Origin of the sequence: Methylophilus sp. YYY-1, assembly GCF_029132825.1 — a bacterium.
Taxonomy (GTDB): domain Bacteria; phylum Pseudomonadota; class Gammaproteobacteria; order Burkholderiales; family Methylophilaceae; genus Methylophilus; species Methylophilus glucosoxydans.
Genome location: NZ_WOVG01000001.1, coordinates 647,969 through 662,451, shown reverse-complemented (window position 1 = coordinate 662,451; position 14,483 = coordinate 647,969). Strand labels below are relative to the sequence as shown.

The window sequence follows — 14,483 nt, the reverse complement described above, 5'->3', positions numbered from 1 at the left end:
TTTTGCTTTTTTGCCACAAAGCGTTATTTGATAACGTACCAATAAAGTACATGAGGTTTTTCTCTGTCTCCTCTGCGATCTCTGTGGCTAAAGTATTTTTAATCTTTCATCTGTTCTGAAACCCAAAAATGCCAGTCAGCTTTTCGGTATAATCGCCAGATGGCTGATGAACAACTCGAATTCTTAAAACTCCCTCCACATTCCATTGAAGCTGAGCAGTCCGTGCTGGGCGGCCTGTTGCTGGATAACGAAGCGCTGGACAAGATAGCCGATATTCTGGCCCCGCAGGATTTCTACCAGCATGACCATAAATTGATTTATGAACATATCGCACGGCTGATTGAGCGCAACCAGCCAGCCGATATTGTGACGGTTGCTGAATCGCTTGAAAACAGTGGTGAGTTGACCACGGTTGGCGGTGTGGCTTATCTGGGCGCGCTGGCGCAAAATACGCCCACCGCTGCCAATATCCGCCGCTATGCCGAAATTGTGCATGAGCGCTTTGTCATGCGCCAACTGGTCGCAGTGGGCACTGATATTGCCGAAAGTGCTTACCAACCGAATGGTCGCGATGCACAGCAGTTACTGGATGAAGCCGAAGCCAAGATTTTCCAGATTGCCGAAGGCGGTAACCGCAAGAGCCAGGGCTTTTTGGGCATGCAAGTGCTTTTGCCACAAGTGGCTGACCGCATTGACTACCTGTACTCACGCGAAAATCATTCTGATGTGACGGGGATCCCCACCGGCTTTACCGATCTTGACTCCATGACCTCCGGCCTGCAAGGCGGTGACATGGTGATTATTGCCGGTCGTCCGTCCATGGGTAAAACCGCGTTTGCAATTAATATTGCTGAGAATGTCGCGCTTGAGACCAATAAAGCGGTCGCTATTTTCTCGATGGAGATGGGGGCAACACAGCTGACCACGCGTATGATCGGCTCAATTGGCCGCCTCGACCAGCACAAAATGCGTAATGGTAACCTTGAGGATGAGGACTGGGAAAAGCTAACCACCGCGCTGGGCAAATTGAACGAGGCGCCGATTTATATTGATGAAGGGGCCGGCTTAAGCAGCTTTGACGTGCGGGCGCGTGCCCGTCGCTTGCATCGGCAAACAGGTGAACTTGGTCTGATTGTGATCGACTATTTGCAGTTGATGAGCTCACCAGCCGGCCGCCAGGGCGAAAACCGTGCAACCGAGATTTCAGAAATTTCACGTTCGCTGAAGGCATTGGCCAAAGAACTCAATGTGCCGCTGATTGCGATTTCGCAGCTTAACCGTAGCGTGGACCAACGGCCAGACAAGCGCCCGGTGATGAGTGACTTGCGCGAATCCGGCGCGATTGAACAAGATGCTGACTTGATCATGTTCGTGTATCGCGATGAGTATTACAACCCGGACAGTGCCGAAAAAGGCACTGCCGAAATTATTATTGCAAAACAGCGTAACGGCCCGATTGGCCGGGTGCGCCTGACCTTTATGGGTGCGCATACGCGCTTTGCCGACTATGCCAATGCGGCCTACATGCCGGACGAGTATTAATGCGTCCGATTGTTGCTCATCTGTCTTTAGCTGCGCTTAGACACAATCTGGCGCAGGTCAAACGTTACGCGCCAGCTGCGAAGATCATCTCCGTTGTCAAAGCTAATGCTTATGGTCACGGTTTGCTCAATGCGGCACAAGGGCTCAGCGAAACAGATGCTTTCGCTGTGCTCAATCCTAGTGAAGCCATCGCGTTGCGTGAAGCGGGTTATACGCAGCCCATATTGTTACTTGAAGGGGTGTTTGCGCCCGAGCAATTGCTTGAGGTCGACAGATACCGGCTGGATATTGTCGTGCACCAGATGCAGCAGATTGCCTGGTTGCAGCAGGCCGCATTGAGTGCCCCCATTCGAGTGTTTCTCAAGTTAGATAGCGGCATGCACAGGCTTGGCTTGTCGCCAGCCGAGTATCCGCAGGCGTTATCTGCTCTTGCTGCATGCGCCAATGTGTGCGAGATCGTCATGATGACGCATTTTGCCAATGCGGATCTCGCGGATGGCGTTGAGCAGGCCATGCACACCGTGGAGGCGGTCATGGCCAATCAGCCTTATGCGCGCTCCCTGGCGAATTCGGCTGCCGTGATTCAGCAGCCGCAAACCCATGCCGATTGGGTGCGGCCTGGGATCATGTTGTATGGTGCCTCGCCGATTGCCGACCAGCATGCTTCCATGCTGGGCCTGAAACCTGTCATGACCTTGCAGTCCGCTATTATCGCCTTGCAGTCAATTCAGGCCGGTGAAAGTGTCGGATATGGCAGCTTGTTTACCGCAGATCAGCCGACCAAGGTCGGGATTGTCGCCTGTGGTTACGCCGACGGCTATCCCCGACATGCGCCAACAGGGACGCCGATTGCCGTTAATGGTCAATTGACCCGTACGCTAGGGCGCGTGTCTATGGATATGCTGGCGGTAGATGTCACCGGTATCCCTGACGCAACCGTTGGCAGCATTGTGGAATTATGGGGTGAGCAAGTCCCTGTAGATGAGGTTGCGCAAGCAGCGGGGACCATAGGCTACGAATTATTATGTGCGGTCACCGCCAGGGTCCCGTTCAAGCACTATGGCTAAAGCAAAAACACAATACACCTGCACCGAATGCGGTGCCACTGAGCCTAAGTGGCAAGGGCAGTGCCCGAGCTGCCATGCCTGGAACACGCTGGTAGAGACGGTGCCAGAAGCGGCAACGACAAGCCGGTTTGCCAGTCTGGCGCCAACGGCCCAATTACAAAAACTGGCTGATGTTGAAGCGCAGGATGTGTCCCGTCAGGCGACCGGCATTACCGAGTTTGATCGGGTGCTGGGGGGCGGGCTGGTGGCGGGCGGTGTGGTCCTCATCGGTGGCGATCCTGGCATTGGTAAATCGACCTTGTTGCTACAAACCGTGTGCAAGGTTTCGCAATCGCTCAAAGCGTTTTATATCAGCGGTGAGGAGTCTGCGCAGCAGATTGCCATGCGGGCACATCGCCTGGGGCTGGATGCGAGCCAGGTCGATGTGCTGGCGGAAATCAATCTCGAAAAAATCAGCCAGGTACTGCAGCAGCATCAGCCGGACGTGGTGGTGATAGACTCGATTCAGACCGTGTATTCCGAGGCTTTGCAGTCTGCACCAGGCTCGGTGGCGCAAGTGCGTGAATGTTCTGCGCAACTCACTCGGGTGGCCAAGCAACTTGGGATCAGCATGATTCTGGTTGGTCATGTGACCAAAGAAGGCTCGCTGGCGGGCCCGCGTGTGCTGGAGCACATTGTCGACAGCGTGCTGTACTTCGAGGGCGACCAGAATTCGAGTTTCAGGCTGATTCGCGCGTTTAAAAACCGGTTTGGTGCGGTCAATGAACTCGGTGTGTTTGCCATGACCGAAAAGGGTCTGCGCGAAGTCAGCAATCCTTCCGCCTTGTTTTTATCGCACCATGAATCACCAGTACCTGGCTCTTGTATCACTGTCACGCAAGAAGGCACACGGCCTTTGCTGGTCGAAATCCAGGCGCTGGTGGATACGGCACATGCGCCCAATCCCAAGCGCTTGTGTGTGGGCCTGGAGCAGAACCGGCTGGCTATGTTGCTGGCAGTGTTGCATCGACATGCAGGCGTGGCCTGTTATGACCAGGATGTATTTATCAATGCCGTCGGTGGTGTCAAAATCAGTGAGCCTGCGGTGGATCTGGCAGTGTTACTGGCGATTGTTTCATCGTTGAAAAACAAACCGTTGCCAAACAAGCTGATTGTCTTCGGTGAAGTGGGCTTGGCAGGCGAAGTGCGACCCGTGCAGCGGGGCCAGGAACGTCTTAAGGAAGCTGCCAAACTGGGCTTTACCCATGCCATTATCCCCAAAGCAAATGCGCCCAAAGGCGGCATTGCCGGTATGCAGGTTGAGGCTGTGGATAGGCTGGAGCAGGCCATAGACGTCATGCGTGCATAAAAAAATGGCAACGATAGATGGGAGTCCTATCGTTGCCTAAGGATGAGGTTGCCCAGAAGAGGGTAGGCAACCACAGGGAAGTCGGTTCACTTAAGCGGCTTGATGGCCGTGTCAAAAAAACTCGTTTTGATTCGGGTTATCTGTCTTTAGTTTTTCTATATTTCTGGCTGTTCTTTGTTTTACAGACGGATCAAGCGCTAATTGATCCTGGGTAAGTTGGCGTTGGCTCAGTTTCTCCTGGCAATCGCGCAAAGCCTGCTCGTCATCAGCCAAACGGATGCACTCTGCATGCTCGCCCAGTTGTTTGAGGATGCGTACTTTTTCCCCTGTCAGGTTTGCGTAATCTTCTGTCGGTAATATATCTGAAGCGAAGATTGACATGTGGACGAATAAGCCGGTGGCCATGACGGTCGCATATTTCATGCTTAACTCCTTTCAATCAATGACATTGAAAACAGTATAAAAACCCCACGGGGTTCTGTCAGTTACAAAGGCCGCGTATTTTGTAGGCATTTGTAGCGAGTTCGATACAGAGCAAGTATCGCGTGCATCACCAATAATTTTAATTTATATAAAAGTAATTGTCATAAAAATTTAATGCAACTATTCCTACAAAATGTAGGCCGAAATAAAGTCAGATTCACAAAAATATGACAATAAGATGACGATATGTATTAAAGGAGAAAAAATAATGAAAAAAATCATTTTTCTTTTGCCACTGTTAATGACGGCTTGTGCCAGTGTCAGCCCGCAGCAATATACAGGCAACAATGGTAAAACGGGCTATACCCTGACATGCAGTGAATTCAACACGACCTGGGAGCAATGCCAGCGCAAGGCGGGTGAACAGTGTGCCGGGGGTTATGAGCTAGACAAACGTTTGTCTTACACCGAAACCTTCCCTGATAGTGGTGATGGGATTTACAGACCAGCGAATAATCACCTGGCGGTGGTGTGTAAAGGCTAATCGCCTGTCTTGGCGCTGCTAGCCCAGTAATCGGGTAATTGCTTGCGCAGCGGCCTCGCCGCTACGGATCGCACTTTCTATGGTGGCCGGATAAGGGCTCGCGACATAGTCTCCGGCTAAAAAGATGCGGGCATGTGCGGTTTGAGGGCCAGGTCGCTTTAAAGCCGGGCTGCAACTGAAGGTGGCGCGTTTTTCTGTGATGATTTTTGTCCACAGAGGCGTTTGCTGCAATGCCATGTCGTAGTTGCCGAGCGCAGCATTAATCTCATTAAGGCAATGTGTGACCAGGACGGCCTTGTCCATCTCAAAGGGCGCATGCGCACTGATGACTACGGCGAGCAAGCCGGCCTGGTCACAGCACTGCCCGCGGTCAAATACCCATTGCACCCAGCCGCCGCATAAGCCCATGATGGGGTGCGGCAAGCGCACCTGATCGCTGAATTGCAGGTAAATGGTGGTAATGGGTTGATACTCGCGCCAGGGCAGCGTAGGTGCGCCTGCGATGGTTTTCAGTTGGTGTGGTCCGACCGCAAGCACCACCGCATCAAACACTTCTTGTTGCTGATGCGTCAGCTTGCAACCATGCTCAAAAGCCTCGATGGCGGTGACAGTGGTCCCCAGCCTGACTGCAACCCCCTGTGTTTGTAACTGCGTTAACAGCGGCTGAATAAGGGCGGTGGACAAATCAGATCTAGCCACCAGAAAGTCACTGTCCTGACGACGATGCTGAAAACTATCCCTGAGTACATTTAAAAATACCTGTGCACTGGCAAGCGCTAGCGGCGTGTTCAGTGCAGCCAGGCATAAGGGCTCCCACAAGTACTTGATCGCCAGTGGCGTTTGTTGTGCTTGAGCCAGTAAGCCGGATACCGGCATATCCTGCGCAAGCGTAAAAGCGGTTTTTTGTAACTGCCGCATCCAGCAGATGGCGCGCCATTTACTTTGCCAGTCCAGTCCGGTCGCGGTGATTAAGCCCCACAGCAGATGCAGCGGGGCGGGTAGCCATTCTGGGGTGACCAGCGAAATACGATGCTGACCATCGTGCATGTGCAATGCCAGCGGCAAGCGCCTGAACACATGCCTGTGATCCAGGCCGGCATCGCGTATTAAGGCCAGCGTGGCATGATAGGCGCCCAGGCAAAGATGTTGGCCGTTATCCAGCGTGGTTGAAGAGTGCGATACCCCACGTGCACGGCCACCTGCCTGCGGGGCGGCCTCAAAGACGCATACTTGATAGCCTTGCTGACCTAAGCGCAAGGCCGTAGACAACCCGGCCAGACCGGCGCCAATCACCGCTACTCTGCGAAGCTTCGCGGTGGCGCTAACGGTTGGGGATGTTTTCTGATTAGCCCGGGATAACACTGCACTCATGAACGGCGGGATTTAAACCAGGCGCCCAGCGCCAAGGTGAGCTTTCTAAATGGCGGCAACGCAATTTTATGGTTAAGTACCAGGTTGGGATCTTGTTTGATTTCCTGCAGCAGTGTTCGGTAAATGGCCGCCATCATCAATCCTGGTAATTGGGCTTTCCGATCTTCTGGCGGGAGCTGCTGCAGGGCTTTGTCATAAAACAGTTCCGCGCGGGCAATCTGCTTGAGCAGCAAGGCCTGCGTTTGCGGCGTGGCTTCGCTATTAAGCAGTTGTTGCTCGGTAACACTGTCACGCTCCAGCTCATCCAGTGGAATATAAATGCGTCCGCGCCGCGCATCTTCGCCGACATCGCGGATGATATTGGTCAGTTGAAACGCCATGCCCAAGTCATGCGCGTATTGCAAGGTGGCCGGATTTTTATAGCCAAAAATTTGCGCTGACAGCAAGCCGACCACACTTGCCACACGGTAACAGTACAGGCCCAGCTGTTCAAAATCCGCATAGCGATTGTATTGCGTATCCATTTGCATGCCATCGATGATTTCAATGAAATGGCTTTCTTGCAAGCCATAGGTTTTGATGACGGGCTCTAAGGCTTTCGTCACCGGATGTTGCGGCGTGGCATGAAACAGCCGCTCAACTTCCTGTTTCCACCAGCCAAGCTTGGTTTGGGCGATCTGGTAGTCGGTACACTCATCCACCACATCATCCACTTCGCGGCAAAAGGCATACAGCGCCGTCATCGCCTCGCGCTTGGCTTTGGGTAAAAAAGCAAAACTCAGCGTGAAGCTGGAACCGCTCTCACGGGTTTTTTGCAGGCAATATTGTTGAGGCGTCATTGTTTAAACAGGGCTTTCAGCAAAATCAGTGGCCAATCATAGGCTTTCAAGGTCGGGCGGTGATGGTAAATATCGCCACGACAGGATTTTAATTTATGCACGATACGTTCGCCACCGGCAATCATCATGCGCAACTCAAAACCGATCCGTCCAGGTAGGGCGCGACCTAAGGGTTTGCCAGCCTTTAACATGGCCTCAGCACGCCCCACTTGTGTCAAAAAGAACTGTTGCCAGTGGCTGTCCAGCCGTTGTGCACGCAAATCCTGCTCACTGATGCCCGCCGCCAGCATGTCCTCCTGACTCAGGTAAATCCGTCCGACGGCCCCATGTTTTTGCAGGTCTAGCGCAATGTCCTGATAAAAGTTAATCAGTTGCAGCGCGCTGCATATTTGATCGGACCACAGCCGGTGTTGCGTGCTGTCACTGCCATACAATTGCAGCATCAGGCGGCCGACCGGATTTGCCGAGCGGCGGCAATAATCCAGTACTTCCTCAAAGTTAGCATAACGGGTTTTCACCACATCCTGTTTGAAAGCATCGATGAGGTCGATTAACAGTTGAACATCGAGAGTGTGAGTCCGGATCACCGCTTGCAACGATTGAAACAATGGCTGTGAGGGCTGTATATAGGCCTGAATCAATAATAACTCATCTTCATAAGCCTGCAGGGCTTGCAGGCGCTCTATTTCGCTCGCGTTGCCTTCGTCTGCAATATCGTCTGCCTCGCGCGCAAACTGGTAAATGACCGTCACTGCATGACGTAAATGGGCCGGTAACAGCAAGGATGCAACCGGAAAGTTTTCGTAATGCGTGTGTGCCAGTGTCAGGCTAGGTTGGGGCTGGGCGGGCTTGGAAAAGGCATGCATGGCTTAAGTATGCCATAAATCCATGATACGCTTACGCCTTGCAGATGAACAATCATAAAGAGAACTTATGTTAGGCATTATTGGGGGCACTGGGCTCACCGCACTGGATAATTTGAACATTTCTAAGCGCTTGATCGTACGCACGCCATATGGGGAACCTTCGCAGCCCTTAGTCTTTGGCGAAATCAATGGCAAAGAGGTGGTGTTTTTAGCCCGTCATGGTGGTGGGCATACGATTCCGCCACATGCGATCAATTACCGGGCCAATGTCTGGGCCCTGCATTCGGTCGGCGTCTGTGATTTGCTTGCAGTGGCCACGGTGGGCGGCATTACGCGTAATCTGATCCCGGGAGATATCGTCTTGCCTAACCAGATACTCGATTACACTTATGGCCGCAATAACACCTATCACGATGGCATAGAGCTGCCTGTGCGGCATGTAGACTTCACACAACCTTATTCACAAGCCATGCGTGAACGCTGTCTCAAAGCCGCTGCCGATGTGGGCTGCAGCGTGGTGGATGGCGGTGTGTATGCTTGCGTGCAAGGGCCGCGGCTAGAGACCGCCGCAGAGATAGACCGCTATGAGCGGGATGGTGCCACCCTTGTCGGTATGACCGGCATGCCGGAAGCGGTATTGGCGCGTGAATTGGGCGTGTCTTATGCGGCCATCTGCCCGGTAGCCAATTTTGCGGCTGGTCGCGGCGATAGTACACAATCTATCCAGTTTGAGCAGGTCATGCCTTTGCTGCAGCAAACCATGGATAAAGTCCGTGCCGTCATTGCGCAATACCTGTCAGATAATGATTGTTCTGTGGCTTAAACGGCAGTCAGAGGAGCAGAAATGGCAGTCAAACCTGTGCTGAGAATGGGCGAGCCTATACTTTACCGGGTAGCAGACAAGGTCACCGAGTTTGATACGCCCGAGTTGCATGCCTTGATTCAGGATATGCACGACACGATGACGCACATGCAGGGCGCAGGCATTGCCGCGCCACAAATTGGTGTCAGCTTGCAGGTGGTGATGTTCGGCGTCGGTGCCAATCCGCGTTATCCGGATGCCGAAGCCGTGCCTTTTACGATTTTGATCAACCCCGAACTCACACCTGTGGATGAGGCAGAAGAAGAGGGTTGGGAAGGGTGTCTGTCTGTGCCTGGCATGCGCGGCCTGGTGCCGCGTTATCAGCACCTGCATTACCGTGGCTTTGACCCGCAAGGTAACGTGATTGACCGCACGGTGAGCGGCTTTCATGCGCGGGTGGTCCAGCATGAATGTGACCACTTATTTGGTGTGCTTTACCCCATGCGTATCCGTGATCTGACAAAATTTGGCTTTAATGATGTACTTTTTCCTGGAATAACGCTTCCAGATGACTGATTGTTTGCTATAATGCGCGCTTTCGGGAAGAGTGGCAGAGCGGTTTAATGCAACAGTCTTGAAAACTGTCGAGGGTTCACGCCCTCCGTGAGTTCGAATCTCACCTCTTCCGCCAGACATGAAATGCCGCAGTTTTGCGGCATTTCTATTTGCAGTTTTTTATATTTACATGAAGGAACCGTCATGGCTCAAATCATTATCGATAGCAACCCATCCCAAGAGAAATTGAACGAGCTGGGCGTGTCCAGCTGGAACATTTGGGATTGCCCTCCATCAAAATTTCCACTCGACTTCACTATGACTGAAAAAGCCTATGTGTTGGAAGGTGAATTCAAAGTGACGCCAGCTGGTGGCGAAACGGTCACCATCAAAGCAGGTGACTATGTAGAGTTTCCAAAAGGCCTGAAATCCCAGTGGGAAGTCGTCAAGCAATTGAAAAAACACTACAAACACTTTTAATTGAAGTGGTAGTATGATGAAAACCCTGTCAATCCGGCAGGGTTTTTTGTTGATGGGCCTCCGTTATCCTAAGCAAGAAAGGAATACACATGAGTCATCATCCAGTGAATCAAATTAAGGTCGAGCGTCCCAGCGCCGAGACACTCGCCGCACTTGGTGTGGATCAGTGGCCAACCTGGTCAAAAGAAGTCTCTATTTTCCCTTGGCAATATAGCAGTAGCGAGATTGCTTATATCTTGCAAGGGGAGGTGACCGTGACACCTAAAGATGGCGAGCCGGTGAGTTTTGGGGCGGGTGACTTAGTCACCTTTGCCAGTGGGCTGGATTGTGTGTGGGAAGTCAAACAGCCGTTGAAAAAGCATTACCATTTTGAGTGATTTCAACGACAAGTGCCAAAAAATCCCTAAGCCTATACTGTTAGGCTATCAGAAACTGATTTGAATCGGGAGGCGCGTTGCTCGCTAGGCCAAATGGGCTATTGCCATTATGTGCTGGTCTCTATAAAATGGCTTTAAAATCAATTAATTATTTGGTGAGGTTAGCATATGAAGATCGCTTCAGTTCTCGCAATGGCAGCTTTGATATTCTCTTCCGGTGCTTATGCCGGACTCAATGGGAGTACGGTAAGTTCTACATACTACTACAACGGCGGAGCTTATGCTTTTGGCAACTCAGCCACCACATTCAATGCAGCGGGTACCTCCGCAGACTTGGTATTTGGTTCTTTTAACGTTAGTGTGACAGATAACCAAATTACTTATACCTTTCTTAAAGATAGTTTTTTTGATTATTCAGCACCGTCCTATACCAGCAATGGGATTGTAATCAACAGTGGTAATTTGTTGAGCTTTACGGGCGCAGATCGCATTACTAGCGTGACCTATGACTCACAGTCTTTCCAATCTACAGATCTCAGCTTCACTTTTAATGATAATCAAGTCGGCCTGAATTGGGAGAATGTCTCTTTTACAGCTGGTTCAAAAGTGATTTTAAATTTGGTGACAACCCCTGTGCCTGAGCCTGAAAATCTTGCATTGTTGTTGGCTGGGCTGGGTTTGATTGCCGTACGGCGTCGACAACTATAAGTGATGGAACTTTTACAAAAAGCCCTTGGCATTGCTTGCCAAGGGCTTTTTGCTTGTCTTAAGACCAACCACTATCAAAGCGTGTTCAATGCAGATTTGAGATCCTCTAACTGTGCTTCATCGAGCATAGACCCATGGCAGTTTGAGATTAAAAAACTATCTTCTACCCGGTTGCCTAAGGTGTTGATTTTGGCATTATGTAATGCAATGCCATGTTGCTGAAAAATCAGCGCCATACTGGCCAATAATCCTGGGCGGTCATTGGCGATGATATCCAGCTGTTGAAAAGGCTGGTCTGAGTCCTGTGGATTGGGCACGGCTTTAAAACTCACTTGCGTGCTAATCGGCATATGTTTGACTTGCCTGCTGACCCGGCCGCGAATTGGCGCGGGAATCGCCTCATGGCTGATCAATTGCGTATTCAACCCTTGTTCAATATGCTTCAATAAGCCGTTATAGCTGATCTGCCGTGTTTCAGGTTCCAGCACAATAAAGTTATCCAGAGCATAGCCGTGAGCGGTGGTATAAATCTTGGCCTGCACAATGTTGTATTGCATGCTGTCAAAAAAATGGCAGATACGGGCAAAAATCTCTTTTTGATCTCGGCTGTAGATCATCACCTGAATGCCATCCCCTTTGGGGCTGAGCCGGGCACGCACAATGGCTTGTTCGGTATTGAGATGCGGAATCAGTAATCGGCTTTGCCAGGCGATTTCATCACTGTCAAAACGACTGAAATAGCCATTGCCAAAGGCTTGCCACAGGGCTGCCACGGAAGACTCTTTAAGGTTGAAACTGCTAAGTTTCTGCAACACTTCCTGCTTGCGTAAGCTGAGCTGGGCTTCGGTATTCAGTGATTGTTGCAGCACTCGCCGCGTTTGCAAAAACAGGCTCTCGAGCAGTTTGGCCTTCCACGCATTCCACACATTCGGGCTGGTGCCGCGAATGTCGGCCACCGTCAGTAAGTACAACGCTGTCAGGCGATATTCTGTCCCCACCAGATGCGCAAAGGCTTCAATCACATCGGGGTCGGATAAATCACTTTTTTGTGCCGTGCTGGATAGTTTTAGGTGTGCCTCAACCAGCCAAGCGACTAGCTCTGTATCCGTTTTGCTTAAGCCATGTTGTTTGCAGAATCGGCGCGCGTCCAGGGTGCCCAGCAGCGAATGATCGCCGCCACGGCCTTTGGCAATGTCGTGAAAAATGGCCGCCAGATAGAGCAAATGTGGCTGGCTGAATGCATTAAATAGTTGGCTGCACAGCGGAAATTCGTGTCTCAAATCGGGTTTGGCAAAGCGTCTGAGGTTGCGTAAGACATTCAGCGTGTGCTCATCTACCGTATACACATGAAACAGATCATGCTGCATTTGTGCGATGACGCGGCCAAATACCGGGATATAGCGGCCGAGGATGCCATAACGGTTCATGCGCCGCAGGCTGCGGTGCACACCTTCGCGGCTGTGCAAAATTTGCAGGAACAAGGCTTTGTGATTGGCGCGTTGTCTGAATTGATGGTTGATCAGCGGCTGTGCCGCCTGCAATGCACGTACGAGCGGCGCACTAAAGCCGGTAATTTCCGGGTATTGTTGCAGGAGTTGAAAACATTGCAAGATGGTTTCTGGCTTGCGTTGAAACAGGTCTGGCGCATTTGCACTTAGCAAGCCCTGAGACAGGCTAAAGTCTTCTGTTAATGCTTGCGGCGGCTTGGTTTCTGGCTGAATGCGTGCATGCAGTAATTTGAGCAGGACTTCATTTTCTATGATGACCGCTTTGGCACTCCGGTAAAAGCCTTGCATTAACTGTTCGCTGGCACGTTTTTGCGGATTGGTCTCATAGCCCATCTGCTCCGCCAGCGTGTTTTGAAAGTCGAATACCAGGCGGTCTTCCCGGCGCTTGGCCATCAGGTGCAGGCGGATGCGCAGGTTTTGCAGCAAACGTTCGTGTTTTTTGAGTTGAATGGCTTCATGCCGACTTAATAACCCCGCCTGGGCAAGCGCGTTCCAATCACTGCCCAAGCCCTGGCTTTGCGCGACCCAAAGAACCATATGCAAATCCCTGAGGCCGCCTGGACTCTCTTTGACATTGGGTTCTAGGTTGTAAGCCGTGTCATGAAATTTGGCATGACGGATTTGTTGCTCACGCAGTTTTTCAGCAAAAAAACGGGCTTGGTCCAGCTGTGTATGCAGTAACTGCGTCAGGGACTGGAAAGTTTTTTTGTCTCCGCTCAGCCAGCGGGCTTCCAGCAGGTTGGTCATGATGGTCACATCCAGCTGCGCTTCGTCCAGGCACTCTTTGAGGCTGCGCACGCTATGACCGATATTGAGACCAATATCCCACAAGGTGCCAATCAGCGATTCAACCAGCGTCTGTAGCGCAGCATCGCTGTTTTCCGGCATCAGGATCAGCAAATCAATGTCCGAGTAGGGAAACATATCGCCACGGCCATAGCCGCCGACCGCAACCAGGCAAGCACTGTCTGGCAGGGCATAAGCCTGCCAAATCTGTTTAAGCAGTAGATCGAGTGAGCGCGTATGTTGTTGTAGCAGGCGTTTGGCTTGCGGCTTGGCCAGATAAGCATCGGCCAGTTGTTGACGTGTCAGTTGTACTGACGCTCGCCAATGCTTGAGATGTTCCTTGCCAATGACTGTCATGCGGGACTGACCATCGACATGCGTGCCTTAGAGCGTGGGCCGGGCTGGCGTACCCGCTGAGACGGTCATGATTTCAAAGCCCTCTTCAGTGACGAGTACGGTATGCTCCCATTGTGCCGACAGGCTACGGTCCTTGGTGACCACGGTCCAGCCATCCGGCATGAATTTGATGTCGCGGCGTCCAGCATTGATCATGGGTTCGATGGTAAAAATCATGCCAGGCTTGAGCGTCAAGCCTGCCCCGGGTTTGCCATAATGCAACACCTGGGGTTCGCAATGAAATTTTTTGCCGATGCCATGGCCGCAGAACTCACGCACAATGCTGTAACCATTTTTTTCGGCAAATGACTGAATCGCATAGCCAATATCGCCCAACGTGTTACCAGGCTTGACCTTTTCTATGCCGCGCCACATGGCTTGGTAGGTGAGGTCGCACAGCCGCTTGGCCTGTGGTGAGACACTGCCGACCATAAACATGCGTGACGTATCGCCATGATAGCCGTCTTTGATGACTGTGATGTCCAGGTTGACGATATCACCATTTTTCAGCTCTTTTTCGCTAGGGACCCCATGACAGATTTGCTGGTTAATCGAGGTGCAAATAGACTTGGGGTAGGGTGCATGGCCATCTGGTGCATAGTTTAATGGGGCCGGGATCGCTTGCTGTTCATTGACGATGTAATCATGGCAAAGCTGGTCCAGTTTGTTGGTGGTCACCCCCGCCACGACAAACGGTGTGATGTAATCCAGCACTTCTGAGGCCAGACGACCTGCGATGCGCATTTTTTCAATTTCTTCGGGGGTATGCAGAACAATTGCCATAAACGAGTGACCGCTCTTACGTTAATCCGTTTCCCAGACAGGCTTTCGGAATCATTAACTAAAACAACATTCTAACATAGACACATAG

15 protein-coding genes and 1 tRNA gene are annotated in these 14,483 nt (G+C 51.6%); 10 read left to right on the top strand and 6 right to left on the bottom strand.

All coding sequences use genetic code 11. The features are described from left to right. The first annotated feature begins 159 nt into the window (after positions 1–159). The 3 genes from dnaB to radA are packed head-to-tail and all read left to right on the top strand — an operon-like array spanning position 160 to position 3,957. Complete coding sequence (dnaB, locus tag GOC95_RS03015) at positions 160–1,542, top strand: replicative DNA helicase (RefSeq protein WP_194748036.1); 1,383 nt, start codon at positions 160–162, stop codon at positions 1,540–1,542. After that, positions 1,542–2,609, top strand: coding sequence for an alanine racemase (gene alr / locus GOC95_RS03010; protein ID WP_275355659.1), 1,068 nt, complete (start codon positions 1,542–1,544; stop codon positions 2,607–2,609). The genes dnaB and alr overlap by 1 nt, the downstream gene beginning before the upstream one ends. After that, complete coding sequence (radA, locus tag GOC95_RS03005; RefSeq protein ID WP_275355658.1) at positions 2,602–3,957, top strand: DNA repair protein RadA; 1,356 nt, start codon at positions 2,602–2,604, stop codon at positions 3,955–3,957. Before alr ends, radA begins: the two co-directional genes overlap by 8 nt. A gap of 111 nt (positions 3,958–4,068) precedes the next feature. Here radA and GOC95_RS03000 read toward each other — a convergent pair whose 3' ends face one another. Then, positions 4,069–4,380, bottom strand: a complete 312-nt coding sequence (locus GOC95_RS03000; RefSeq protein WP_275355656.1) for a hypothetical protein — start codon at positions 4,378–4,380, stop codon at positions 4,069–4,071. 268 nt (positions 4,381–4,648) lie between these two features. Between GOC95_RS03000 and GOC95_RS02995 the strand changes: the two genes are divergently transcribed. Next, positions 4,649–4,924, top strand: coding sequence for a hypothetical protein (locus tag GOC95_RS02995; protein WP_275355654.1), 276 nt, complete (start codon positions 4,649–4,651; stop codon positions 4,922–4,924). A gap of 18 nt (positions 4,925–4,942) precedes the next feature. On the opposite strand, the gene hpnE is transcribed toward GOC95_RS02995, so the two are convergent. The 3 genes from hpnE to hpnC are packed head-to-tail and all read right to left on the bottom strand — an operon-like array spanning position 4,943 to position 8,000. Beyond that, entirely contained in the window at positions 4,943–6,295 is a 1,353-nt protein-coding gene (hpnE, locus tag GOC95_RS02990; protein ID WP_275355652.1) for a hydroxysqualene dehydroxylase HpnE, read from the bottom strand. Further along, positions 6,292–7,134, bottom strand: a complete 843-nt coding sequence (hpnD, locus tag GOC95_RS02985) for a presqualene diphosphate synthase HpnD (RefSeq protein WP_275355651.1) — start codon at positions 7,132–7,134, stop codon at positions 6,292–6,294. The genes hpnE and hpnD overlap by 4 nt, the downstream gene beginning before the upstream one ends. Then, complete coding sequence (gene hpnC / locus GOC95_RS02980) at positions 7,131–8,000, bottom strand: squalene synthase HpnC (RefSeq protein WP_275355649.1); 870 nt, start codon at positions 7,998–8,000, stop codon at positions 7,131–7,133. The genes hpnD and hpnC overlap by 4 nt, the downstream gene beginning before the upstream one ends. Before the next feature lie 67 nt (positions 8,001–8,067). Between hpnC and GOC95_RS02975 the strand changes: the two genes are divergently transcribed. The 6 genes from GOC95_RS02975 to GOC95_RS02950 all read left to right on the top strand — a co-directional run bounded on the left by GOC95_RS02975 (position 8,068) and on the right by GOC95_RS02950 (position 10,922). After that, positions 8,068–8,823, top strand: coding sequence for an S-methyl-5'-thioinosine phosphorylase (locus GOC95_RS02975; protein ID WP_194748021.1), 756 nt, complete (start codon positions 8,068–8,070; stop codon positions 8,821–8,823). Positions 8,824–8,844: 21 nt separating this feature from the next. After that, the gene (def, locus tag GOC95_RS02970; protein WP_275355647.1) at positions 8,845–9,378 is read left to right on the top strand and encodes a peptide deformylase; all 534 of its coding nucleotides are present in this window, start codon (positions 8,845–8,847) and stop codon (positions 9,376–9,378) included. A gap of 25 nt (positions 9,379–9,403) precedes the next feature. Beyond that, positions 9,404–9,493, top strand: a tRNA-Ser gene (locus tag GOC95_RS02965). A gap of 68 nt (positions 9,494–9,561) precedes the next feature. Beyond that, positions 9,562–9,837, top strand: coding sequence for a cupin domain-containing protein (locus GOC95_RS02960; protein ID WP_194748017.1), 276 nt, complete (start codon positions 9,562–9,564; stop codon positions 9,835–9,837). Positions 9,838–9,941: 104 nt separating this feature from the next. Continuing rightward, complete coding sequence (locus GOC95_RS02955) at positions 9,942–10,214, top strand: cupin domain-containing protein (protein WP_275356382.1); 273 nt, start codon at positions 9,942–9,944, stop codon at positions 10,212–10,214. Positions 10,215–10,382: 168 nt separating this feature from the next. Beyond that, positions 10,383–10,922: a PEP-CTERM sorting domain-containing protein gene (locus GOC95_RS02950; RefSeq protein WP_275355645.1), complete on the top strand. Its 540-nt coding sequence runs from the start codon at positions 10,383–10,385 to the stop codon at positions 10,920–10,922. Positions 10,923–10,996: 74 nt separating this feature from the next. On the opposite strand, the gene GOC95_RS02945 is transcribed toward GOC95_RS02950, so the two are convergent. Both GOC95_RS02945 and map read right to left on the bottom strand, forming a co-directional pair. Next, positions 10,997–13,573, bottom strand: a complete 2,577-nt coding sequence (locus tag GOC95_RS02945; protein WP_275355643.1) for a [protein-PII] uridylyltransferase — start codon at positions 13,571–13,573, stop codon at positions 10,997–10,999. 27 nt (positions 13,574–13,600) lie between these two features. Next, complete coding sequence (gene map, locus GOC95_RS02940; RefSeq protein ID WP_275355642.1) at positions 13,601–14,395, bottom strand: type I methionyl aminopeptidase; 795 nt, start codon at positions 14,393–14,395, stop codon at positions 13,601–13,603. Positions 14,396–14,483 lie beyond the last annotated feature (88 nt).